Source organism: Pseudomonas neuropathica, from assembly GCF_015461835.1.
Classification (GTDB): domain Bacteria; phylum Pseudomonadota; class Gammaproteobacteria; order Pseudomonadales; family Pseudomonadaceae; genus Aquipseudomonas; species Aquipseudomonas neuropathica.
Genome location: NZ_JACOPX010000008.1, coordinates 273,453 through 297,199 on the forward strand (window position 1 = coordinate 273,453; position 23,747 = coordinate 297,199).

Below are 23,747 nucleotides of genomic sequence, written 5' to 3' on the forward strand. Positions count from 1 at the left end.
GCGAAGAGGCCCACTCAGGCGATGAAGATCAAACAGCCAAAAGCCGCTCGCGCAGTTTGGCAATCTCGTCGCGCATCTGCGCCGCCGCTTCAAACTCCAGATCCCGCGCCAGCTGATACATCTTCTCTTCCAGCGCACGAATGCGCTTGGTGATCTCGCTCGGCGAACGCAATTCGGCTTCGTACTTGGCGTTTTCTTCGGCGGCCTTGGCCATGCCTTTGCGCTTCTTGCTGCGCGAGCCCGGCACGGTGGCGCCTTCCATGATGTCGGCGACATCCTTGATCACCCCGCGCGGGGTGATGCCGTTTTCCAGGTTGAACGCTATCTGCTTGTCGCGACGCCGCTCGGTCTCGCCAATCGCCCGCTCCATCGAACCGGTCATGCGATCGGCATAGAGAATCGCCCGGCCATTGAGGTTACGTGCGGCGCGACCAATGGTCTGAATCAGCGATCGCTCGGAACGCAGGAAACCTTCCTTGTCGGCATCAAGAATCGCCACCAGCGACACTTCCGGCATGTCCAGGCCTTCACGCAGGAGGTTGATCCCCACCAGCACATCAAAGGTGCCGAGGCGCAGATCACGGATGATTTCCACGCGCTCAACGGTGTCGATATCCGAGTGCAGATAACGCACACGCACGCCGTGATCAGCAAGGTAATCGGTCAGGTCTTCGGCCATGCGTTTGGTCAGCGTGGTGACCAGCACCCGCTCCTCGACTGCCACACGCTTGCTGATTTCCGAGAGCAGATCATCGACCTGCGTCAGCGCCGGACGCACTTCAACCTGCGGGTCGACCAGACCGGTCGGCCGCACTACTTGTTCGACCACGCGACCGGCGTGTTCGGCTTCGTAGTTGCCCGGCGTTGCCGAGACGAAAATGGTCTGCGGGCTGACCCCTTCCCACTCGTCGAAACGCATCGGTCGGTTATCCAGCGCCGAGGGCAAACGGAAGCCGTATTCAACGAGGGTTTCCTTACGCGAACGGTCGCCCTTATACATCGCGCCGACCTGCGGCACGCTGACGTGGGATTCGTCGATCACCAGCAAGGCATCAGCCGGCAAATAATCGTAAAGGGTTGGTGGCGCGGCACCGGCCGGGCGACCGGACAGGTAGCGCGAGTAGTTCTCGATGCCGTTGCAATAACCCAGCTCGAGGATCATTTCCAGGTCGAAACGGGTGCGCTGTTCAAGACGCTGGGCTTCGACCAGTTTGTTGTTGCTGCGCAGGTATTCGAGGCGTTCCTGCAGTTCGACTTTGATGTGTTCGATGGCGTCGAGCAGGGTTTCCCGTGGCGTTACATAGTGGCTCTTCGGGTAGAAGGTGAAGCGCGGCATCTTGCGGATGACTTCGCCGGTCAACGGGTCGAACGCGGAAATGCTTTCGACCTCGTCATCGAACAGCTCGATGCGGATCGCTTCCAGATCGGATTCCGCCGGGTAGATGTCGATCACATCGCCGCGTACACGGAAAGTCGCGCGGGCAAAGTCCATGTCGTTGCGGGTGTATTGCAGGTCGGCCAAGCGCCGCAGCAGTGCGCGCTGATCGAGTTTGTCGCCGCGATCGACGTGCAGCACCATCTTCAAATAGGTTTCAGGACTGCCCAGACCGTAGATACACGACACCGTGGTGACGATGATCGCGTCCTTGCGCTCCAGCAACGCTTTGGTCGCGGACAGGCGCATTTGCTCGATGTGGTCGTTGATCGACGCATCCTTCTCGATGAAGGTGTCGGACGACGGCACATAGGCTTCGGGCTGGTAGTAGTCGTAGTAGGAAACGAAATACTCGACGGCGTTGTTCGGGAAAAACGCCTTGAACTCACCGTACAACTGCGCGGCGAGAGTTTTGTTCGGCGCCAGCACCAGGGTCGGACGCTGAATCTGCGAGATGACATTGGCGATGCTGAACGTCTTGCCCGAGCCGGTCACACCGAGCAGCGTCTGGTGCGCCAGCCCGGCCTCGATGCCCTCCACCAGTTGGCGAATGGCTTCCGGCTGATCGCCGGCAGGCTCAAAGCGGGTGACGAGCTGGAATTCGGACATATACACCTCTGGGATCGCGGCATTCCGAGCAAAGCGGAGCACCACGGGGACAACCGCAAACGACCGGTGTCGCGCAAGAAAAAACCTGGATTGTGCTCAATGTGGTGGCGATTGCCTCACCTTTCAAGGCAAACGTCCTACATCCGGTAAAGACTCTGACACGTGCAGTCGACTAACGGTCAAGAAATAATCGGAAAAACTTACCCTAAAAGCCGAATCGCCTGTCGCCATTGTTCCGTAATGGCCTCTATACTAGCTCCCCGTTTGTGCACCGCTCTAGTGCATCCGGCTGGAGCGCGACACGTCCCTCCATTCTCCATTCAGAGCCGCCGCAATAATGAGCCTGTTCTCCGCTGTCGAAATGGCACCCCGCGATCCAATCCTGGGCCTCAACGAAGCATTCAACGCCGATACCCGGACCACCAAGGTCAACCTGGGCGTGGGTGTTTACTGCAACGAAGAGGGGCGAATTCCACTTCTGCGCGCCGTGATCGAAGCTGAAACCGTTCGCGCAGCTCAGCACGCTTCGCGCGGCTACCTGCCGATCGATGGTATCGCCGCCTACGACCAGGCCGTGCAAAAGCTGCTGTTCGGCAACGACTCGCCGCTGATCAGCGCCGGTCGCGTCATCACCACTCAGGCCGTCGGCGGGACCGGCGCACTGAAGATCGGTGCCGACTTCCTCAAGCAACTGCTGCCGAACGCCGTCGTGGCGATCAGTGACCCAAGCTGGGAAAACCACCGTGCCCTGTTCGAAACCGCCGGTTTCCCGGTGCAGAACTACCGTTACTACGACGCAGCCAGCCACGATGTGAATCGTGCTGGCATGCTCGACGACCTCAACGCCCTGCCGAACGGCTCGATCGTTGTCCTGCACGCCTGCTGCCACAACCCGACCGGCGTCGACCTGACCCCGGCGGACTGGAACAACGTGCTGGAAGTGGTCCGCGCCAAAGGTCACGTGCCATTCCTCGACATGGCTTATCAAGGCTTCGGCGACGGCATCGACGAAGACGCCGCAGCTGTGCGCCTGTTCGCTGAGTCCGGCCTGACCTTCTTCGTTTCGAGCTCGTTCTCCAAATCGTTCTCGCTGTACGGCGAGCGCGTTGGGGCGCTGTCGATCATCAGCGAATCGAAAGAAGAAAGCGCGCGCGTGCTGTCGCAGGTCAAGCGTGTGATCCGCACCAACTACTCCAACCCGCCGACCCACGGCGCAAGCATCGTTGCAGCTGTATTGAACAGCCCGGAACTGCGTGCACAATGGGAAGCCGAGTTGGCGGAGATGCGTCTGCGCATTCGCGGCATGCGCGAGCAGATGGTTGCCCTGCTGGCAGAGAAAGCCCCGGGCCGCGACTTCAGCTTCGTCGGTCGTCAGCGCGGCATGTTCTCCTACTCGGGCCTGACCACTGAACAAGTGCATCGCCTGCGTAACGAGTTCGGCATCTACGCCCTGGACACCGGCCGCATCTGCGTGGCTGCGCTGAACCAGAACAACATCAAGGCGGTAACGGATGCGATTGTTCAGGTCATCTGATTTCGCACTGTAATGAAAAACGGGAAGCCTTGGGGCTTCCCGTTTTTTATTTGTCCCGGATAACGCCCCATACCCTCTAGACTGCACACAAATCAAAATTGTGGGAGCGAGCCTGCTCGCGATAGCGGCATGTCAGGTAATGAAGCTTCGACTGACACGACGCTATCGCGAGCAGGCGAAGGCCTACAGGTTTTGTGTACACCCGAGATTTCTGAAGAGACCCTAAATGAAAAACGACAACCTGCGCGCCGACCGTGACGATCTGGATGATTTCATCCCCCGCGCATCGGCCAAGCGCGAAAAGAGCCTGGTGCTGCAAGTCGCCGCCGGGGTGTTCCTGGGTGGCCTGGTCCTGTGGCTGGTTCAACTGGCCGCCACTGCGGCTTACGCCAAACTGATGATGGGCACCATCACCTTCGGCAGTTAAGCCAGTTCGATCGCACGCTGACTCGCGGCGTCGTCATAAACGACGTACAGCGATTCGGCGATCTGACTCTTGATCGCCTTGGTGCTTTCAAGACCCAGGACGAAGCCTTCGGCCTTGCCACCGGCGCGGTTCAATTCCTCAGCGGTGCTGGCCTGGGTGATGGCATCAAAAAGTTTTTCGGCGTGAGGGCCAATGCCCTTGGGCAGGCTGATTTGCGCGATGCTCATGCGAACACCTCGCTGTTGCGGGTTAAATGGTTCATGACGCAGACCTTTTTCGGCGAATGGCCGGCAGCGCGTGTGACCACTTCCGGGCGCCCATGGTAGACCTCTGCTGCAGTTCTGGTAACCGCCAATCGCTGACAAACCACCGTCCGCCCCGAGAATTCACTCATTTTCCAACCGATGCTTGACTTCTCTTTTTGAATCAGTAACATACGCACCAATTCCGCAATAGCTCAGTTGGTAGAGCAAATGACTGTTAATCATTGGGTCCCTGGTTCGAGTCCAGGTTGTGGAGCCAAATAGCAAAGCCCCTGAATCGAAAGATTCAGGGGCTTTTTTGTGGGCGCTCGAAAAGATCAAAAGATCGCAGCCTTCGGCAGCTCCTACAGATTCAGCGTTCATCCGCAGAATCGGCGGAGTATGAGATCTGTGTAGGAGCTGCCGAAGGCTGCGATCTTTTGATCTTGAAATGAAAAAGGGCCGATCTGTGTTTAACAGATCGGCCCTTTTTGTTTAGAGACAGCCGTCAGACGTGTTCGCTGCTCTTCACCTGCACCTTCGGCGCACCGTGCCCATGATCGTGATCATCAGGCTCGATGACCGGCACTTCCTTGCCATCGCAGTCATGCAGCTTGCCGTCGCTGAAGTAATCGCCTTCACGCAGCGCCGCCAGATCGCGATAGCGCAGGGTTCGCTCTTCCGCTGCCGCAAATACCGATTGCTGATCCGAGTTACCGGCGGTGAAGTGGTTGAACGCCAGGTTGAGCAGGATCGCCATGATCGCCGACGAGCTGATGCCCGAGTGGAAAATGGTCGCGAACCAGCTTGGGAAGTGATCGTAGAAGTTCGGTGCGGCTATCGGGATCATGCCGAAACCGATCGAAGTGGCGACGATGATCAGGTTGACGTTGTTGCGATAATCAACCTTGGACAGCGTACGGATACCGCTCGCCGCCACCGTACCGAACAGCACGATACCGGCGCCGCCGAGTACCGACGTCGGCACTGCTGCGATGACCCGGCCCATGAACGGCAGCAGACCAAGGATTACCAGGAAAATACCGCCAGTAGCGACCACGTAACGGCTCTTGATCCCGGTAACCGCCACCAGCCCGACGTTCTGGGCGAAAGCGCTCTGGGTGAACGAACCGAAAATCGGCGCAAACATGCTGGACAGCATGTCTGCCCGCAGACCATTGCCCAGACGTTTGGAATCGACCTTGGTGCCGATGATTTCACCGACCGCAAGGATGTCCGCCGAAGTTTCCACCAGGGTCACCATGACCACGATGCACATCGACAGAATTGCGGCGAAGTGGAAGGTCGGCATGCCGAAATGGAACGGCGTCGGGAAGCCAAACATCGGCCCCGTGGTGACGCTGGAGAAATCCGCCATGCCAAGGAACACCGCCAGCACTGTGCCGATCACCATGGCCAACAGGATCGACAGACGCGAGATGGTCGAGCTGCCGACCTTGCTCAGCAGCAACACCAGCACCAGCGTGACTGCCGCCAGCCCGATGTTCTGCATGCTGCCGAAGTCCGGCGCATGGCTGTTGCCGCCCATGGCCCAGCGTGCGGCCACCGGCATCAGCGTCAAGCCGATGGTGGTGATCACGATGCCGGTGACCAGCGGCGGGAAGAACTTGGTGATGCGCGAGAACACCGGTGTGATCAACAAGCCGATCAAGGACGCGGCAATCACTGCGCCAAGCACCGACTGAAAGCCGCCCTCCCCGCCACTGCTGACGATCGCGACCATGGTCGCCACACCGGAGAACGACACGCCCTGTACCAGCGGCAACTGACAGCCAAAAAACGGTAGACCCAGGGTTTGCAGCAGCGTCGCCAGCCCCCCCGCAAACAATGAAGCAGCAATCAGCAAACCAATGTCCGCCGGCGAAAGGCCGGCCGCCTGGCCGATGATCAGTGGCACCGCAACGATACCGCCGTACATGGTCAGAACATGTTGCAGGCCGTAAGCCATATTCGCGCCGACCCCGAGATTTTCGTCCTCGGGCCGTTGGTGTGAAACATGGGGCGTTTTCATGGTGGGGGGTTCCCTGGTTTTTGTTATGCGCACACTGTATTCAATACTCGTGACAAATGTCCATAGAGTTGTATACAACTTATCAGTCACATAATGGATAGGTAGCCACCCAAGCTTCTAGCCCGCTGCTCCCATCCCCCACAAATCCGGCAACACTTCCTCTCCAGTGCCCTCGCCTGCCGCCACTACGCTGAAGTGTTCACGGCGACCGACGGTGCAGTCGCAGTCTTTTTAATACATATAAAGTATGCATAATGCAGTTAATTGATATTCAGTTCGACAAAAGCAAGAACGCAGCCAACAAACTCAAGCACAGGGGCGTCAGCCTCACCGAGACCGAAGCGGTCTTCTACGACGAACGAGCAATAACTGTTGAAGACAACGACCATGACGAACAACGCTGGATCACTCTCGGTCTCGACGCCAAGGGACGCTTGCTGGTCGTTGCATACAGCTATCGCGAGCCAAATGTGGTTCGAATCATTTCTGCACGCGTCGCCACACCGAGCGAACGCTGTGACTATTTTCTGGAGGCATGACCAATGAAAGACGAATATGACTTCTCTCAGGGCAAACGCGGCGCTGTGGCGTCCACCAAAGGCAAAACGCGCATCACCATCATGCTCGACGATGCTGTCATCGACGCCGCGCGCACGGTGGCGGAGAACGAGGGGTTTGGTTATCAGACGGTGATCAACAACACGCTGCGCCATGCCTTGCTCGATGCTGAAAAGCAAGATCAGGACGAACCGGTGCAGTTCAGCAAAGGCATCACCGCCGCCGACCTCAAGAGCCTTGAGAAAAAATTGTCGGCAGCGGCCGGGGAAATTCGCCGGGTGCTGGAACCGGATGCCAAGCCTTAAGCCTTGGCCGGTACGATCATTCGTTCCAGGGAATGCCGTGTAGGCGGCACGTCCGGCAGGTGAATGCCGAATTCCTGCTTCAACAGTTCGATCAATGCCGCAACTTCGGTGACTTCCCGCCGCTCGCTGCTTGCGCCCATGCGATGAAGGGCGAAACTGCCGTTGTTGAGAGTTTTGCGCCAGCCATCACCGGTACGCGCCGCCATCAGGCGTTGGGTAAACGGAGAGTCGGGATGGGCCGAGACGTACCAGTTGCCAATGGTGAAATCGATGTCTTCCTGGCGTTGCAAATCGAACAGATACATCGACCGCCACTCGCCCGCGACATTGGCGCGCAGCATGTAGCCATCAGCTTGCTTTTCGATGCGATAGGGTTCGTGCGGTGTGGTTTGTTCGGCTTCGGTATCGAGAAGCAGCGGCGCAGTCGGCACCATGCCGCCGAAGCCTACGTCGGTGATGTAGCGCACACCGTCTAGCGTGACCAGACTCAAGCGGTGCGTGCGCGCCGCCCAACTGCCTTCCGGCTGATTCATCACCACGCGCCCGCTGATGGCGCGAGCGTCGAAACCCAGTTCCAGCAACAGGTTGAAGAACAGATTATTCAGCTCGTAGCAGTAGCCACCGCGACCGCCGAGCAGAACTTTCTCTTCAATCGATGGCAGATCGATCAGCACTGGCGCTCCGGTAATCGTCGCCAGATTCTCGAAAGGGAACACACCGGTATGGCGCAGTTGCAGCAAGCGCAGGGTGTCCAGTGTCGGTTGCGGTGGCGTTTCAAAACCCAGACGTTGCAGGTACAGCTTCAGATTCGTCAGGCGTGGCTCACTCATTGCTCGATCCTTATGCATGGGGGCCGCAGGTCACTGCGTTGATGGTCGCCATGTATACGGGATCAGGCACTGTTTTCGACAATTGATTTAGCCAATCGCCCGCTAGCGTTTCTTGCGGGAACCGATCCGAATCCACGTGGGCGCATGGTCACTGGCGTGCGGTTCGTTGCGCACCCAGGCGTCGACCCCGGCCTCATGCAAATACGGACTCAGCGCCGGGTTGAGCAATAGATGATCGATGCGCAGACCGGAGTTGGTTTGCCAATGCTGCCGAAAGTAATCCCAAAACGTATAGAGCCGATCCTCGGGATACAGATGCCGCAGCGAATCGGTCCAGCCCTGATCAAGCAAGCGCTGATAACACTCGCGGCTCTCGGGTTGCAGCAGCGCATCCTTGAGCCACGAGCGGGTGTTGTAGATGTCCCTGTCGGTGGGCACGACGTTGTAGTCGCCGGCCAGCACCACCGGGTGATCGCTGCTTTGCAGGTCTTTTGCATAGCTGATCAGCCGCTCGAACCACGCTAGTTTGTAGTCAAATTTTGGCCCCGGCTGCGGGTTGCCGTTGGGCAGGTACAGGCAGCCGACCAGCACGCCGTGCACCGCCGCTTCCAGATAACGACTGTGCTTGTCATCGGGATCACCCGGAAGACCGCGTCGGCTCTCCAGCGGCTGCGCATCGCGGGCGAGAATTGCTACACCGTTCCAGGAGGCCTGGCCCTGCCAGATCGCGCCGTAACCGGCGGCTTCCAGTTCTGCTGCGGGAAACGCCGTGTCGACGGATTTGAGTTCTTGCAGGCAGGCGATATCCGGCTGCTCGCGCTTGAGCCAATCCAGCAGGTTCGGCAAACGTGCGCGTAAACCGTTGACGTTGTAAGTGGCGATTCGCAGGTTTTTCATCGGCTGAGGCTCCTGCCCAAGGGTTGTAAAAATTGTGACCCCGTGATCATCGCGCCGGTTGCATCGGATCAGTCTCGTGCGGCGTAATGGGCGCTCGCCATTCGCCCGCACTGCCGAGACCGGAATCCCATGCAAACCACGCTGCAAGGTCAGCGCATTCTCTTGCGCCCGCTTCAGTATTCAGATGCCGACGCCCTGCTCCACGCTGCCGCTGACGGCGAATTGTGGAACCTCACCGTCACCGTGGTGCCTTCGTCCAGCACTGTCGACAGTTATCTGAAAAAAGCCCTCGATGGCCGTGATGCCGGCACGGTGATGCCGTTTGTCATTGTGCTCAAAGACACTGGCGAAGTGATCGGCTCTACACGTTTCTGGAAGATCGACCCGCTCAATCGCAAGCTGGAAATCGGCAGCAGCTGGATCTCCGCGAGCTGGCAGAAATCCTTCGTCAACACCGAAGCCAAATACCTGATGTTGCGCCACGCCTTCGAAGCGCTCAACTGCGTGCGCGTGCAGTTCACCACCGACGAGAACAACCAGAAATCACGTAATGCGATCTTGCGCCTTGGTGCGCAGCAGGAAGGCATCGTCCGGCATGAGCGGATCATGCCGGATGGACGCAAGCGCAACTCGGTGCGCTTCAGCATCATCGATGACGAATGGCCACAGGTGCGTCTGCACCTGGAGCAGAAACTCGGCGCCTGACCTTTCAGGCGCGATTGCGCAGCCACTGCAGAAAGCCTCTTTTCGGTACCACCGCCGGCGCTTCCTCGGTCAGGGACTGCGCCTTGTGCAAGCGGTAGTCGAGCAGCGTCTGCATCGCGTCGTGGATATCATGACGCGCATCGAGGCACGGCTTGAGGTAGGACTTCTCGATGCGATACAACGCGCAAAAGGTCTTCGCCGAAAAGTCTGCCGGCAATGCGGAATCGGACAAGATCCCGGCCTCGCCAATCACCTCGCCCGGCCCCATGCGCCCGGATTCGAACGGTGTGCCGTGGCGCTTCAACGTCACCGACACCACACCGGACTCGATAATGAACAAGTGATCGCTGACCTCCCCACCCGCCAGAATGACTTCGCCGGCACGGAAGGTTTGCAGACTCATGTTCTGGCTGAAGGTGTCCTTCTCTTCCTGGCGCAGGGTGGAGAAAATCGGCGAACTGTCGAGCAACGCCCGGGGCCGCGACAGGTTGGTCGGCGCAGCACTTTCATCGCTCGACAGCAGATTGACCCCGGAGGCCTGCAAGTGCCGATAGGCCAGATCGAACAGCTGATTGCGCACCACGCGCTTCTCGCCCATTGAGGCGACGAACCCGCTGATCTCGTATTCCGCGCCACTGCTGCCGGAGCTTTTCAGTGCGACGCTCGGCGCAGGTGTGTCGAGCAACTGGCGACAGCCCTGCATCGCCCGCTCCAGCGCATCGATCACCGAACTGGGCCGCGCATGCGGGCTGACTTGCACGCTGACCGCGACGCCGAACATATTGCTCGGCCGACTGAAATTGATGATCTTGGCCTTGGCCGCCAGCGAGTTGGGGATCACCGCCATGCTGCCCTGACTGGTTTGCAAGCGCGTGGCGCGCCAGTCGATATCGGTGACGCGGCCTTCGGTGCCGTCGATGGAAATCCAGTCATCGAGTTGATAAGGCTTGGTGGTGTTGAGGACGATCCCGGAAAACACATCGCTGAGCGTGCTCTGCAAGGCCAGACCGACAATGATCGCCAACGCCCCGGAGGTCGCCAGTACGCCTTTGACCGGCAGATCCAGCACATAGGCCAGCGCCGCGATGATCGCGATGAGGAAAATCACCGCGCCGAGCAAGTCCTGCAACAACCGCCCGGTGTGGCCGACCCGCTGCATCATTACCGCACCGATCAACACCGTCAGGGTGCGCGCACCGAACAGCCACCAGCCAATCTGCAGGCCAGTCGCCGCCAGGTGCAGCGGCACGTTGTCGGCCCACGGCGCCGGCTCCATCGGATTGAGGCCTTCGTTGAACAGCAGAACGCTGAACAGGCTGAAAATCAGCACCCGCACCAGCAGTTTCCACTCGCTGCCATGGGAACTGATCAGACGCCATAACCCCAGATCGAGGAGGATCAGGATCAACGCGCAGAACAACGGATGTTCGGTGAGCAGAGACAGCATCAAACAACTCCGACGGGGGCCAATCGCGAGAAGATCGCACAGATTGAGCAAGTGTAGGAGCAATTGATTTCAGAGGATGAACGCCCGCGCAAAAACACCGCAAAACCCTTGTAGGAGCTGCCGCAGGCTGCGATCTTTTGATCTTTAAAAAACAACATCAAAAGATCGCAGCCTGCGGCAGCTCCTACACAGGTTTACGGAGTGACAGATTATTTGTCGTTAGTCAGGCTGTTGTAGCTGGTGAACAGGTTGCGGTAGTCCGGGATGTGGTTGGAGAACAACGTGCCCAACCCTTCGATGTCGTTGCGCCAGTCGCGGTGCAGCTCGCAGGCCAGACCGAACCAGGTCATCAATTGCGCGCCAGCGCTGGACATGCGGTTCCACGCCGATTCACGGGTCAGTTCGTTGAACGTGCCAGAGGCGTCCGTCACCACGAACACATCGAAGCCCTCTTCCAGCGCCGACAGCGCCGGGAACGCCACGCAAACTTCAGTCACCACGCCGGCAATGATCAATTGCTTCTTGCCAGTGGCCTTGATCGCCTTGACGAAATCTTCGTTGTCCCAGGCGTTGATCTGGCCCGGACGGGCGATATACGGCGCGTCCGGGAACAGTGCTTTCAGCTCCGGCACCAGCGGGCCGTTGGGGCCGGTTTCAAAACTGGTGGTGAGGATCGTCGGCAGCTTGAAGTACTTGGCCAGATCGGCCAGCGCCAGCACGTTATTCTTGAATTTGTCCGGTTCAATGTCGCGCACCAGCGACAGCAGCCCGGCCTGATGGTCAACCAGCAGCACCGCAGCGTTGTTCTTGTCCAGACGTTTGTATTGAGTGGTCATTGCAGTAATCCTCGCGTGTTGTCGAAGCCGACTTTTGATCGGCGTGGGGGAAACGGTCAGCGCCGGAATTCCGCCGCTTCGTGTTCGTTCGCGACATGTCGAGCCTTGCAGCCCGGAAAGCGTAGCCATTATGACGACCGGCACCACCCAGGCCCGGGACAGACGGGCAACTGTCGGATCAGCGGCCGGTCTGGCTTGATTGCCGGATGCATCGAACACGGCGAGTAACCTCGCAGTTGTCGCTTTTCTGCAGGCAACAGCCATCCCTGGCCTGCGAACCGGCCTACGCGTCCTGTGTAGAGCGCAGTGGTTGTGCGTTAAGCGTGCATCTGGCCGAAGCGGCCGGACTGGAAGTCGGCGAAGGCCTGGTGGATTTCCTGCTCGGTGTTCATCACGAACGGGCCGTGGCCGACGATCGGTTCGTCGATCGGCTCGCCGCTGAGCAACAACACCACCGCGTCCTGGCTGGCTTCGAGTGTCATCTGATGGCCGTCACGTTCGAACAGCGCCAACTGCCCTTCACGCACCGATTCCACACCGTTGACCTGCACCGAGCCTTTCAGCACCACCAGCGCGGTATTGCGGCCTTCGTGCAGATCCAGCGTCAGCAACTTGCCGGCGTTCAGGCGCAGATCCCACACATCAATCGGTGTGAAAGTCCGCGACGGGCCGGTGTGGCCATCGAATTCACCGGCGATCAGGCGCAGGCTGCCCGCGTTGTCCTTGAGCGCGATGCTCGGGATGTCGCTGTCGAGAATGGTCTGGTAACCCGGCGCGGCCATTTTGTCCTTGGCCGGCAGGTTGACCCACAACTGAACCATTTCCAGTTTGCCACCTGTCCTGGCGAAGTTTTCCGAGTGGAATTCCTCGTGGAGGATCCCGGAAGCGGCGGTCATCCATTGCACATCGCCCGGGCCGATCACGCCGCCACTACCGGTCGAGTCGCGGTGCTGCACTTCGCCCTCATAAACGATAGTCACGGTTTCGAAACCACGGTGCGGATGCTGACCAACGCCACGGCGTTCGGTGGTCGGGGTGAAATCGGCCGGGCCGGCGTGATCGAGCAGCAGGAACGGGCTGATGTGTTTGCCCAGATTGTCGTAGGAAAACAGCGTGCGAACCGGGAAGCCATCGCCGACCCAATGGCCGCGCGGGCTGGTGTAGATACCGATGATGTTTTTCATGGTTGTCTCCAATGGGGTGAGTGATGCGATGGATTAAGCTTAAATCCGTACCCATTAATGCACTAGACTGCAAAAATCAGCCTTAGCGTTCTATATGGAGAACGATGGTGGAAGACCTCAACACCCTCTACTACTTCACCCAAGTGGTCGAACATCATGGTTTTGCCGCCGCCGGGCGCGCACTGGACATGCCCAAATCGAAACTCAGCCGACGGATTTCCGAACTGGAAGAACGCCTCGGGGTGCGCCTGCTGCACCGCACCAGCCGCCATTGCTCGTTGACCGAAATCGGTCAGGCGTACTACCAGCGCTGCCTGGCCATGCGGGTTGAGGCGGAAAGCGCGGCCGAGCTGATCGAACGCAACCGCTCCGAACCGCAGGGGCTGGTGCGCCTGAGTTGCCCGACAGCGCTGCTCAACTCGTGGGTCGGGCCGATGCTCACCCGTTACATGCTCAAATATCCGCTGGTGGAGTTGTTCATCGAGAGCACCAATCGCCGCGTCGATCTGCTGCACGAAGGCTTCGACATCGCCCTGCGCGTGCGCTTTCCGCCGTTGGAGAACACCGACATGGTCATGAAGGTGCTGGGCAACAGCACGCAGTCAGTGGTCGGCAGCCCGCAGTTTGTCGAACGCCTGTCTTCACCGCCCTCACCTGCCGACCTCAACGGCTTGCCGAGCCTGCACTGGGGCGCGGCGCAGCGCGAATATCAATGGGAGCTGCTCGGGCCGAATGACAACACGGCACTGATTCGCCATACGCCACGCATGGTCACTGATGATTTGATTGCCTTGCGCCAGGCGGTGATTGCCGGCGTTGGCGTGGCGCATTTGCCGAGTGTAGTGGTGCGTGAGGACATTGCGGCCGGCCGTGTAGTGGAGTTGATTCCCGGTTGGGCGCCGAAGTGCGGGTTGGTGCATGCGATTTTCCCTTCGCGGCGCGGGTTATTGCCGTCGGTGCGCACGTTGATTGATTTTCTCGGCGAGGAATTTGCCCACAGTGACATTGCCTGAATGGGTGGTGCTCGCGAAGAGGCCAGCCCGGACAACACAAATCCTGAAAATGTTTCATGACTTCTGATCAACAGTGCTTTGTCCCACCAACGGTTTTTCTCAACCATCCGGATGCGGATACTCCTGCCCATTCCCACTGCAACCCTGGAGTTTTTCATGTCTGTTCCCGCTTTCGGTCTGGGTACATTTCGCCTGCAAGGCCAGGTCGTCATTGATTCAGTGAGCACCGCTCTCGAACTCGGCTACCGGGCCATCGACACCGCGCAAATCTACGAAAACGAAGCCGACGTCGGCGAGGCCATCGCAGCCAGCGGCATACAGCGCGAAGAGCTGTTCATCACCAGCAAGATCTGGGTCGCCAACTTCGCCCGGGATCGCTTGATCGACAGCCTCAAGACAAGCCTGCAAAAACTGCAGACCGATTACCTCGACCTGACGCTGATTCACTGGCCGTCGCCGGAAAACCAGGTACCGGTCGAAGAGTTCATGGGCGCCCTGCTCGAAGCCAAGCGTCTGGGCCTGACCCGACAGATCGGTGTTTCCAACTTCACCATCGAACTGATGCAACAGGCAATCGCGACGGTCGGTGCCGACAACATCGCCACTAATCAGATTGAACTGCACCCCTACCTGCAAAACCGCAAAGTGGTCGAGTTCGCCCAGAGCCAAGGCATCCAGATCACCTCGTACATGACCCTCGCCTACGGCGAAGTGCTGCAAGATCCGCTGATCCAGCAGATCGCCCAGCGCCTGCAAGCCACCCCGGCGCAAGTGACCCTGGCCTGGGCCATGCAGTCTGGCTACGCGGTGATTCCGTCGTCGACCAAGCGCGCCAACCTGCAAAGCAACCTTGCCGCTATGGCGCTGACACTGAGCGACGCCGATATGGCGCTGATTGCCACGCTTGATCGCGGCCATCGCCTGACCAGTCCGAAAGGCATCGCGCCGCACTGGGACTGAGCCGGCGCCCGTCAGATTTGCAAGCGTTGCGCGAGTCCGGCCATGGCCTCGCGCAACGTCTCGCTTGCCACGTCCAGCGGCGCCGCGTGCGTCTCGCGACACGCCTGCTCGAGCGCTACACATGCCGCCACCACCCGTGCCGCGCCGACCATCTGCGCCCCACCCTTGATGTGATGCGCCAGCTCGCGCAGCCCTGCGCGATTCTGCTCCTGCTGCAAAACCTGCAGACGTTGCAGATCGAGGCGCACGCTGTTCAACACTTCCTTGCGCAACTGTTCGATCAAGGCACGATCATCCCCAGCCATTTGCTCCAGCGTGCTCAGGTCGATTTCCGTCAGCGCGGGCACCTCGCCGGGGTCCAACGTCTTCTCGAAATGACTGGCAGCCGTCAACGCCTGCGCCAGGTCGTGCAAGCGGATCGGTTTGAACAGGCATTCGTCCATGCCGGCATTCAGGCAGCGCGTCCTTTCCTCAGCTTGCGCATTGGCGGTAAAGCCGAGGATCAGACAAGGCTTGCGGCCGGCATGCGACTCGGCATCGCGGATGGCCCGCGCCAGTTGGTAACCGTTGCGCCGCGGCATGTTGCAATCGGTGATCACCACATCGAACGCCTGCGCCCGCCACTGCTTCAGGCCTTCATCACCGTTCTCGGTGTCGACGGTGCGATGGCCGAGTTCACTCAACTGCCAGCACAACAGCAATCGGTTCACCGGATGATCGTCCACCACCAGAACACTCAGTGAAGCCGTTACCGCAAGCGCTGCTTGCGGAGCACTTGGCGCGCGAGCCAGAGCAGCCAACAACGGCAGTTCAAGACTGACTTCGACGCGTGTGCCTTCACCCGGTGCACTGTCAAGCCGCAGCGTACCGCCCATCATTTCACAGAGGTTGCGACTGATGACCAGCCCCAGCCCGGAACCACTGCGTGCTGATTGCGAGTCATGGCTCGCCTGCACGAAAGGGTTGAACAGCCGTCGTCGGTCGTCGGCGTTAATCCCCACCCCGCTGTCTTCAATAAGCACTTTCACACTCAGGCGTTCCGCCGTCGCGGTGGTCACCGTCAGCCGTAGACTGACCTCGCCCTCCTCGGTGAACTTGATCGCGTTGCTCAACAGATTCGACAGCACTTGTTTGAAGCGCGTCGGATCAATCAGCACGTCAACGTTGCTGCGGGCATCAAGTTCGATGTGCCACAACAAGCGCTTCTGCCGCGCCAGCCCTTCAAACACCCGAGACACCGACACCACCAGCTCGCGCAGGTTGGCGCGTTCGGGGACGAGGGACAGATACCCGGTCTCGATCCGCGCGATGTCGAGAATGTCGCCGATCAACGCCAGCAACTGTTGCCCTGCGTTGGATGCCACCTGAATCGCCAAGCGATCGGTAACGCCCTCCTCGGCGCGCTTCAAGGCCAGTTCGAGCATGCCGATCAAGGCGTTCATTGGCGTGCGGATTTCATGGCTCATGGTCGCCAGAAACGTGGTCTTGGCGCGATTGGCATCGTCTGCCGCGTCCTTGGCTTCCTGCAATTGCTGCAACCATTGCTGGCGCCGGCGAATCTGTTGGCGCTGGAAAACGATCCAGGCCAGCGCAAGCGCCAGCAACACCGCCGCACCGGCAAAACCGAGGAGAATCTCGCGACGATGGCGTAACCAATAACTGTCTTCCACCACCACATCGTGGCTCCAGCGCTCCACCAGTTCGTCCATCTGTGGCGGGGCGATGCTCAACAGCGCCTTGTTCAGGATCGAATGCAATGCCGGCATCTGCGGTGCCGTCGCCAACGCAATGCGCGCCGGTTGATCGCCGATGGTGCCGGTAATGCGCAGACGCTCACGGTAGTGACGTGCGATCAGAAAGCGCGCCACCAGCAATGAACTCACCGTGGCATCGACCTGCCCCTTGGCAATCAACGCCATGCCTTCAGCGGGACTTTTGACTTCGACCAGACGGATTCGCGGCACGCGGCTCAACAGGTAAGCACGTAACGGATGGCCGCGATAAATCGCCAGCCGTTTATCGGCCAGATCATCGAGGTTGAGCGGTCCCTGCGCGGTGATTGCGCTGACCAGCACAAACGGATTATTCAGGTAGGCGCGGGTAAACTGCAGTTCGGCTTCGCGCTCGCTGCTCGGTGTCACCACCGGCAATACATCCAGCTCACCGGCCTTGAGCTGTTCGATCTGCCGATCCAGCGACGCCCCGCGCACGATCTCGAAGTTCAACCCGCTGCGCTGGCTGATCAGACTCAGCAGTTGCGCCGACAGTCCGCTGAAACGGCCATCGGCATCAAAAAATGTCAGCGGCGCGAAATCTTCGATGGCTCCGACCCGGACAACTGGATGCTGGTCCAGCCACTCCTGCTCATTCGCACTGAGCTGCACCCGCGACTGTTCAGCCATATCGGCGAGGCCGACGCTCCAGCGTAGCTCGATGCGCTGGCGCCGCTCCATGGGGATGGCCGTCAATGCCTTGTCGACGATGCGTTTGAGGCGCCCATCGCTGCGCAACAGCGCGAAGCCGAACGAATTAGCGTCCAGCCCGGCCGGACCGGCCAATTGCAGGTCGTTACGATAATTGGTGTTGATCAGGTAGTTGGCACTGATGAAGTCGCCCAGATAAACATCGTCCGCGCCGAAGGCCACCGCACCGAGCGCATCCATCGCCGACGGGTAACGCTGCACACTTGCCCGGGGATAAAACGCCTGCACGCTGGCCAGAGGCAGATAGTCCTCGACCATGGCCAGGCGCTTGCCGGCCAGATCGGTGGGCAATTGTTCATCGAGTCGAGTCACCAGCATCGGCTGATCTTCGGCGTAGGCACGAGACAGGATGAGGGCCGGGTCGGCGGCTTCAAAACTGTTGGAGGTCCCCAGCAGATCGAGATCGCCGTTTCTGAGTGCCGCCATCACGGCATCGCGGTTGGCGAAACGGCGGACTTCGATGCGCACGCCGAGCAACTGCCCCAGCAGGTCGGCGTAATCGGCAGTCAGCCCTTCGAGTTCCTGTTGATTACGGGTGATCTCGAACGGCGGGTAATCCGGCCCGGAAATGCCCATGCGCAACACCGGGTGCTGACGCAGCCATTGCCGGTCCTGTTCATCCAGGCGCAGCTGGACATTTTCCAGTCCGGTACGGGTCAGCACTTGCAGCACCTGCGGCGTGTCGCTTGCCCAACAGGTGGTCATCAGCGCCAGCCACAGCCAGACAATCCGGCGCCCCTGCCTCATGTCTGTCCGCTCAGATCACATGATTGCGCTTGGCGAAATCGCGCAAGTGTACCGCTGAGTTCACCCCGAGTTTTTTCATCAGACGGGTCTTATAGGTGCTGACGGTTTTGTGACTCAGGTGCATGTCCTCAGCGATCGCCTTGTTGGACTTGCCCCGCCCCAGTCGCGCGAAAATGCTCAACTCTCGGTCGGAGAGCTGCTCGATCATCTGTTTTTCCGTGATCTGTACGGCATTCAGCGTACTGAAATGGTCCGGGAGCGCAGAGAAAAAGGTATGCCCCGACACCACCGCCCGGATGGCATTGCGCAACTGCTCCAGCTGATTGGTTTTGGTCACGTAGGCCATGGCCCCGGCGCGCACACAGCGTTCCTGATAGAACATCGGCTCGTGTGTACTGAACACCAGCACTCGGCAATGAAGATCATTGGCCTTGATCCGGGCCAGCACCTCCAGCCCGTCGAGCACTGGCAGATTCAGGTCGAGGATCACCAATTGAGGCTTGTGTTCACGAATAAGCGAGATCACCTCGTTGCCTTGGGACGCCTCGTATATCTGCTTGAATCCTTCGGCTTGCAACACGATCCGGATGGCAGCACGCACCACCGGATGATCGTCGACGATCAGCGCTAACTTCATGGCCACTCCCGGTGCAAAGACTGACGGTCAGGCCACCGATGGGGGCTGATCCAGACTCAGTGGCTGCACAGGGACTGTTGCATGGAACGGGGAGCAAAGCACCTGTCAGGTCTGACAGTTGCGGCCGGGGACTTTTTATGCATGCGCAACGTACTGCATCACCGGGTGTGGCTTGTGAGCGACCGGTTTACCTGGCTTTGCGGGCACATCGACCAGCGCCATCAACTGACTGATCGACTGCTTTGAAGGCAACATCAAATGACTGATCTGCACATTCTCCTGAGCGAACCCCGAGGTCTGTTGCAACGGCGCCGTGCCTTCGTTGTAGATCAACGCCTGACGAATCTGCGGGTTATCAAGGAAAAACCCCAGCAGATCCAGCGAACGCGCCGCCAGCTCGGCGTTGATGACCACCACATCGAACGGCTCACAACCGTAGTCCACCAGCGTCAACAGTTCAGTGAGGCTTTGCACCGGGGCCACGCGGTAGTAATCGAGGCTGTTGAACAGACGCTCGATTTTCATCCGATGGAAATGCTGCGAGTCTGCAATCAGGATGCGCAGGGCTTTATTGATCATGTTCAATCTCCCGGTGTCACGGTTTCTGGGTGCGGCAAGACTACGCAAGCCACACGACAGGTTCTGTAGGACTTTTCCTAAAAGAAGGTTCACTTATCCGAGTCACGCCGATCACCGTGCTGCTGCAACCAAAGCAACAAATCAGCCCCCGACATCGGCCGCGCATACCAATAGCCCTGCCCTTGGGAACAGCCCAATGCCAACAGTTCACGGCGCTGTGCATCGGTCTCGATCCCTTCGATCACCACGCTCATGCCGAGGGTTTCTCCCAACGCCAGCGTGCTGCTGATCGCCGCCCGGCATCGCGGTTCGTGCTCAAGATTGCGGATGAATTCGGCGTCGAGCTTGATCTCGTTGAACGGCAACTGACACAAGCGCTGCAAAGATGAGAAGCCGGCGCCGAAGTCATCGATCGATAGACGACAGCCCATCATTCGCAGGCGGACGAGGCTTTCCAGGCTAGTGGCCGGGGCCTCGAGCAGGCCGCTTTCGGTCAATTCGAATGTAAGGCCCGAGCCACAAGCGCCCTGCTCCGCAAGCAGGCTTTTCAGCGTGGCGGTGAGCTGAGCATTGGCCAATTGAACAGCCTGCAGATTGAACGCAACATTCAGGGTAACCCCCTGCGCGTGGGCACTTCGTTGTACACCCAGTGCCTGCTCGATCTGCGTGAACAGCAATTCGTCGAGCAACCCGCAACGCTCCAGCACAGGCATGAACAGCGCGGGTGAAAGGATGCCGTGAATCGGGTGAAGCCAGCGGCATAGCACCTCTACGCCACAGACCTCACCGGTCTGCAGGTTGAATTTGGGCTGATACCAGGCCTGCAATTGCTGCTGCGCCAACGCCTGGCGAACCGCCGCCTCACTGGCCAGCGTCACGGCAGCGGTCGTTGGCTGTGCCAGAGCGGGTCTGTCGAGGTATTTGTCCAGCAGATTCGCCAGTACCTGAACATGCAGCGGCTTGCCCACATCGCCCAGCAGATCGAGGCCAAGCAACGCCACCATCTGATGCACCGCACGACGCAGGTCTGCCGACAGCGAACTACTGATGATCACCGACTTGACCTGCCCCGAGGCCCCCACCCGCTGCAGAAACTCCAGCCCGTCCATCCCCTCCATCTGCAAATCGCACAGGGCGACATCGACGGTGCCGACTTCCTGCAAGAGCGCCAGCGCCTGAGCTCCGTCACTGGCCTCGAAGATTTCGCGACAACCCAGCGTACGCAGCATGTTGACCGCCACCGAGCGCTGGAACGCATGGTCTTCCAACACCAACACACGCAGCGGCAGAGCAGGCACGGCGATTGAGTCGTCGATGCCGGGAGCACGCTGTGTCGTGGCCAATCGCGTATTCGACTCGCCAGCAGAGGTCTCAACGGTTGTGGGATTGTTCCTGAACATCGAGGTGCTCCAGCAAAGGGCCAAGGGTTTGCCGGTCCGGGGTACGGATCAGCATCAACTGTCGTCGGTGGTTGGCAAAAATTGTCTGAGCCTGCGGCTGGCCGCGAACGGTGTCATGAATCACGCCGTGGCGAATCTGTGCATTGCTTGCAAAGAACCGCACCCAATCCACGCCAGCGGCGGCGATCAACCCAGCGTTGATGATCATCAGGTCAAAGTGCTGGAAGGGCTCGCTGGAGTAATGGGTCACGCCCAACAGCTCACGAAAGGAGTGCACCCGCGTCAGTTCGCGACAGCCCAGTTCTTTAAAGGTCTTGCTGATTCGGGCGTGCAACGCAGGCTGCTCGTCGGCAATCAGAATTCGCCAGCTTTTGTAGGACATTGGTTTCGACAGAGGTAGAAAAGGTCGCCGCTCGCGGCGTAAGAGGCGACACACTAGGCAAAACAGTCGTCAAAGCATGTAGGACGAGTCTGAAAAAATACCAAGAAATCTCCGACGCCCTTTGAAGAACAACGCCACGTCGGAAGATCCGACGTGGCAACCCGCCTCACCAAAGGTAGCGATACCCCAGGCTCACTCCGAATGGCTGTTCGATGCCATTGCCCTTGGCGTACTCGGCATCCAGCGATATCTTGCTTTTCTCACTGACCTGCAATACGCCGCCGAAGCCGAGTTCGACGCGGTTGCCCGGCAGCTCGGCATCGAGTTTGTTGCCATTGACGCTGACCTTGCTACTGCCGGCATGCTCGGTGATGTACGACGCTTTGACATACGGCTGGGCCTTCATGCCATTGCTTAGCTCCAGGCTGCGACCGAACAGCGAACCGACACGGCTTTGCAGTGAATCCAGATCATCGGACTTGACGCGCAGACCGTTGCTGGCGGTGTAACTAGCCCCTTGGGTGCGGGTCGCAGTGATTTCCAGTTGCGGCTCGACGAACCAGCCATCCTTCAGATTGATGCGCTTGCCAACCTCGATATCAGCACCGACACCATTAGTGCTGTAGGAACCTTTTACCGCTTGCCCCAGATTGTTCGGCGTTTTGATGTCCGTATCGAAACGGCTGTACTTCAAGACGCTGTCAACGTAGACGCCATTGTCATTGAGGTAGGTGGCGTAAATGCCGAACATGCGGCTGTCGATATCGCCCGACGCCCCTTCGCCGAAACCCAGATCGGAACGCGCAGTACCGACCATGCCACCGACATAAATCTTGCCGCTGTCCACTGCGAAAGCCTTGTCGGCACCGATTTCCAGACCGCTGACGTCCTGGGAATAGGCGCGGCTGGAATGCTCGCTGACATCGAAACGCTTGCCGATGGCGCGGGTCCACAGACCACCGTCATCCTCGCCCATGCGCAACTCGCCGAGGCGCTTGACCAAAGCGTTCATCTGCGCGTTCCACAGGCTGGCGCCGGCGGTGTGCGCGGCAATGGCGGCGTTGGCCCCTTTGGACAGGTTTTCCGGCGCCGGGTCGATCGGGCGCGGTGGCGGCGTCACAGGGCTAACCGGATCCACGGGATTGACCGGATCAACTGGCGTCACTGGATCCACCGGATTGCCGGGATCAACTGGCGTTACCGGATCCACCGGATTGCCGGGATCAACTGGCGTTACCGGATCAACCGGAATCGCTCCCCCGCTCGCCAGTACCCAGTCATCACCCTGTTGGCGCAAGGTATAGCGGAATGCACCCGCATCGACGTGGCCGCCATACAGGGCGAATTTCGCGCTGCCGCCGTTCGTATCGACCAACAGCAAGCGGCCATCGGAGGTCGTCGGTTCATTACCGCTATCGCCGACGATCAGCGTGTGATTACCACTGGCCATGCCGGCGCCTTGCACGATCAGCAAATCATCACGCTGATTGGCGATATCGGTATTCATCAAAATGCTGCCGCTACCGGCAAGAGCATTGACCGTAAGCGTCTTGAACGTACCGTCGCTGCCCGGCGCGAACGCCAGACGCCCGCCATTGAGGGTCAGCGAGTCCACCGTGTTCACGCCGTTCTCCATGACATTCACCGTGCCACCTGCGTCTGCTACCAAGCCGCTGGCACGGGCGCCCGTGTAGAGATTGACCTGACCGCCATTGCTGACCGTGCTGTTGTTGGCCGTGCCGGTGTCGTAAACACTTTGCGTACCGCCTAGAACGCGCGTGTCGTTGGCCACCGCCCCACCGAGCAAGCCGCGGCGCAGGGTTTGCTCACCGCCAGCTCCAATCACGCTGCCGTTGGCCACCGCCATATTGATCAGGTTTTGTGTGCCGCCGGCGCCGACCTGGCTATCGTTGGCAATCGCCATGACATCCAGCGTCTGTACGCTGCCCGCATTGATCAGCGTGCGGTTGGCCGTGGAACGCGTGACGGTCTGCTGACTGGCATTGAGTACGGTGTCATTGGCGATTCCGCTGGTGCCCACCAGTTGTGTGCCGCCGTTATTGACCACCGTGCCATGACTGACGCCACTGGAAACGTTCTGTGTCGCACCGTCCACCACGGTGTCGTAGGTCACACCGTTCTGAAATACGCTCTGCGTCCCACTACCGCTGACCGTGGTGCGATGGGCTGTGCCGTTGGTTCCGATCGATTGAAGGCCTGTGGTGACGCTTTCGTCATAAATCACCGCCCCGCCATTGACTAAGGGGGTATAGGCACTGGCATGCAGTGGCAGCAAAAACGCAACGGCGACGGCAACGGCGACAGGGTGGCGCTGGAACAACGGGGAACAGGTTTTCATCAACAGAACCTCACGTGCGCCCTCTTGGGCAACGGCGTAAATCGAGTTGAGTCAGAACCTTGAGGGAACCGGTTCGCACTCGGGGAACCGGTAATTTAGAGAAGCGAAGGGATTTTCTGAGTAGGATTTTTCCTTGTCTTTGTAGG

Annotated in this window: 22 protein-coding genes and 1 tRNA gene; 8 read left to right on the forward strand and 15 right to left on the reverse strand. The window is 59.4% G+C overall.

Going from position 1 to position 23,747, the window contains the following annotated elements:
* Window positions 1-28: 28 nt before the first annotated feature.
* Entirely contained in the window at window positions 29-2,044 is a 2,016-nt protein-coding gene (gene uvrB, locus H8F23_RS14015) for an excinuclease ABC subunit UvrB (protein ID WP_007913411.1), read from the reverse strand.
* 337 nt (window positions 2,045-2,381) lie between these two features.
* Here uvrB and H8F23_RS14020 point away from each other — a divergent pair, with 337 nt between their 5' ends.
* Together H8F23_RS14020 and H8F23_RS14025 are read left to right on the forward strand one after the other, a co-directional pair.
* On the forward strand, window positions 2,382-3,578 hold the full coding sequence (locus H8F23_RS14020) for an amino acid aminotransferase (RefSeq protein WP_194934752.1): 1,197 nt from the start codon (window positions 2,382-2,384) through the stop codon (window positions 3,576-3,578).
* A 226-nt stretch (window positions 3,579-3,804) separates the two neighbouring features.
* A complete protein-coding gene (locus tag H8F23_RS14025; RefSeq protein ID WP_095047664.1) occupies window positions 3,805-4,005 on the forward strand; it encodes a hypothetical protein in 201 nt (66 codons plus the stop codon).
* Here H8F23_RS14025 and H8F23_RS14030 read toward each other — a convergent pair.
* Window positions 4,002-4,232 (reverse strand): hypothetical protein, encoded by a 231-nt coding sequence (locus H8F23_RS14030; protein ID WP_194934753.1) that lies wholly within the window; start codon window positions 4,230-4,232, stop codon window positions 4,002-4,004. The genes H8F23_RS14025 and H8F23_RS14030 overlap by 4 nt on opposite strands.
* A complete protein-coding gene (locus H8F23_RS14035) occupies window positions 4,229-4,441 on the reverse strand; it encodes a hypothetical protein (RefSeq protein WP_194934792.1) in 213 nt (70 codons plus the stop codon). Before H8F23_RS14035 ends, H8F23_RS14030 begins: the two co-directional genes overlap by 4 nt.
* Window positions 4,442-4,451: 10 nt before the next feature.
* Here H8F23_RS14035 and H8F23_RS14040 point away from each other — a divergent pair.
* A tRNA-Asn gene (locus H8F23_RS14040) sits at window positions 4,452-4,527 on the forward strand.
* 228 nt (window positions 4,528-4,755) lie between these two features.
* Here H8F23_RS14040 and H8F23_RS14045 read toward each other — a convergent pair.
* Window positions 4,756-6,279: a nucleobase:cation symporter-2 family protein gene (locus H8F23_RS14045; RefSeq protein WP_007913403.1), complete on the reverse strand. Its 1,524-nt coding sequence runs from the start codon at window positions 6,277-6,279 to the stop codon at window positions 4,756-4,758.
* Between the two features lie 254 nt (window positions 6,280-6,533).
* Between H8F23_RS14045 and H8F23_RS14050 the strand changes: the two genes are divergently transcribed.
* Entirely contained in the window at window positions 6,534-6,818 is a 285-nt protein-coding gene (locus H8F23_RS14050) for a BrnT family toxin (protein WP_194934754.1), read from the forward strand.
* 3 nt (window positions 6,819-6,821) lie between these two features.
* Window positions 6,822-7,142, forward strand: coding sequence for a BrnA antitoxin family protein (locus H8F23_RS14055; protein ID WP_194934755.1), 321 nt, complete (start codon window positions 6,822-6,824; stop codon window positions 7,140-7,142).
* On the opposite strand, the gene H8F23_RS14060 is transcribed toward H8F23_RS14055, so the two are convergent.
* Window positions 7,139-7,972, reverse strand: a complete 834-nt coding sequence (locus H8F23_RS14060) for an arylamine N-acetyltransferase family protein (protein ID WP_194934756.1) — start codon at window positions 7,970-7,972, stop codon at window positions 7,139-7,141. The two genes, H8F23_RS14055 and H8F23_RS14060, sit on opposite strands and share 4 nt — an antisense overlap.
* Window positions 7,973-8,074: 102 nt before the next feature.
* Complete coding sequence (gene xth / locus H8F23_RS14065) at window positions 8,075-8,869, reverse strand: exodeoxyribonuclease III (RefSeq protein ID WP_194934757.1); 795 nt, start codon at window positions 8,867-8,869, stop codon at window positions 8,075-8,077.
* 129 nt (window positions 8,870-8,998) lie between these two features.
* On the opposite strand from xth, the gene H8F23_RS14070 reads away from it, so the two are divergent.
* A complete protein-coding gene (locus tag H8F23_RS14070) occupies window positions 8,999-9,574 on the forward strand; it encodes a GNAT family N-acetyltransferase (protein WP_194934758.1) in 576 nt (191 codons plus the stop codon).
* 4 nt (window positions 9,575-9,578) lie between these two features.
* On the opposite strand, the gene H8F23_RS14075 is transcribed toward H8F23_RS14070, so the two are convergent.
* From H8F23_RS14075 to H8F23_RS14085, 3 genes are all read right to left on the reverse strand, one after another.
* Window positions 9,579-11,021 (reverse strand): mechanosensitive ion channel family protein, encoded by a 1,443-nt coding sequence (locus H8F23_RS14075; RefSeq protein WP_194934759.1) that lies wholly within the window; start codon window positions 11,019-11,021, stop codon window positions 9,579-9,581.
* Window positions 11,022-11,230: 209 nt separating this feature from the next.
* Window positions 11,231-11,857, reverse strand: coding sequence for an isochorismate family cysteine hydrolase YcaC (ycaC, locus tag H8F23_RS14080; RefSeq protein WP_194934760.1), 627 nt, complete (start codon window positions 11,855-11,857; stop codon window positions 11,231-11,233).
* Window positions 11,858-12,174: 317 nt separating this feature from the next.
* Window positions 12,175-13,041 carry a pirin family protein gene (locus H8F23_RS14085; protein ID WP_194934761.1) on the reverse strand — a complete coding sequence of 289 codons (867 nt, stop codon included), beginning with the start codon at window positions 13,039-13,041 and terminating at the stop codon, window positions 12,175-12,177.
* Between the two features lie 104 nt (window positions 13,042-13,145).
* Here H8F23_RS14085 and H8F23_RS14090 point away from each other — a divergent pair, with 104 nt between their 5' ends.
* A complete protein-coding gene (locus tag H8F23_RS14090) occupies window positions 13,146-14,054 on the forward strand; it encodes a LysR substrate-binding domain-containing protein (RefSeq protein WP_116255277.1) in 909 nt (302 codons plus the stop codon).
* Window positions 14,055-14,210: 156 nt separating this feature from the next.
* The gene (dkgB, locus tag H8F23_RS14095) at window positions 14,211-15,014 is read left to right on the forward strand and encodes a 2,5-didehydrogluconate reductase DkgB (RefSeq protein WP_194934762.1); all 804 of its coding nucleotides are present in this window, start codon (window positions 14,211-14,213) and stop codon (window positions 15,012-15,014) included.
* 11 nt (window positions 15,015-15,025) lie between these two features.
* Here dkgB and H8F23_RS14100 read toward each other — a convergent pair whose 3' ends face one another.
* The 6 genes from H8F23_RS14100 to H8F23_RS14125 form a co-directional block, all read right to left on the reverse strand.
* Window positions 15,026-18,244 carry a transporter substrate-binding domain-containing protein gene (locus H8F23_RS14100; RefSeq protein WP_194934763.1) on the reverse strand — a complete coding sequence of 1,073 codons (3,219 nt, stop codon included), beginning with the start codon at window positions 18,242-18,244 and terminating at the stop codon, window positions 15,026-15,028.
* Window positions 18,245-18,254: 10 nt separating this feature from the next.
* Window positions 18,255-18,881: a response regulator transcription factor gene (locus H8F23_RS14105; RefSeq protein WP_194934764.1), complete on the reverse strand. Its 627-nt coding sequence runs from the start codon at window positions 18,879-18,881 to the stop codon at window positions 18,255-18,257.
* A gap of 135 nt (window positions 18,882-19,016) precedes the next feature.
* Window positions 19,017-19,460 (reverse strand): chemotaxis protein CheY, encoded by a 444-nt coding sequence (locus tag H8F23_RS14110; protein WP_194934765.1) that lies wholly within the window; start codon window positions 19,458-19,460, stop codon window positions 19,017-19,019.
* An 89-nt stretch (window positions 19,461-19,549) separates the two neighbouring features.
* Complete coding sequence (locus H8F23_RS14115) at window positions 19,550-20,758, reverse strand: EAL domain-containing response regulator (RefSeq protein WP_194934788.1); 1,209 nt, start codon at window positions 20,756-20,758, stop codon at window positions 19,550-19,552.
* A gap of 73 nt (window positions 20,759-20,831) precedes the next feature.
* Window positions 20,832-21,242: a hypothetical protein gene (locus H8F23_RS14120; protein WP_194934766.1), complete on the reverse strand. Its 411-nt coding sequence runs from the start codon at window positions 21,240-21,242 to the stop codon at window positions 20,832-20,834.
* A 166-nt stretch (window positions 21,243-21,408) separates the two neighbouring features.
* Window positions 21,409-23,601 carry an autotransporter outer membrane beta-barrel domain-containing protein gene (locus H8F23_RS14125; RefSeq protein ID WP_194934767.1) on the reverse strand — a complete coding sequence of 731 codons (2,193 nt, stop codon included), beginning with the start codon at window positions 23,599-23,601 and terminating at the stop codon, window positions 21,409-21,411.
* Window positions 23,602-23,747 lie beyond the last annotated feature (146 nt).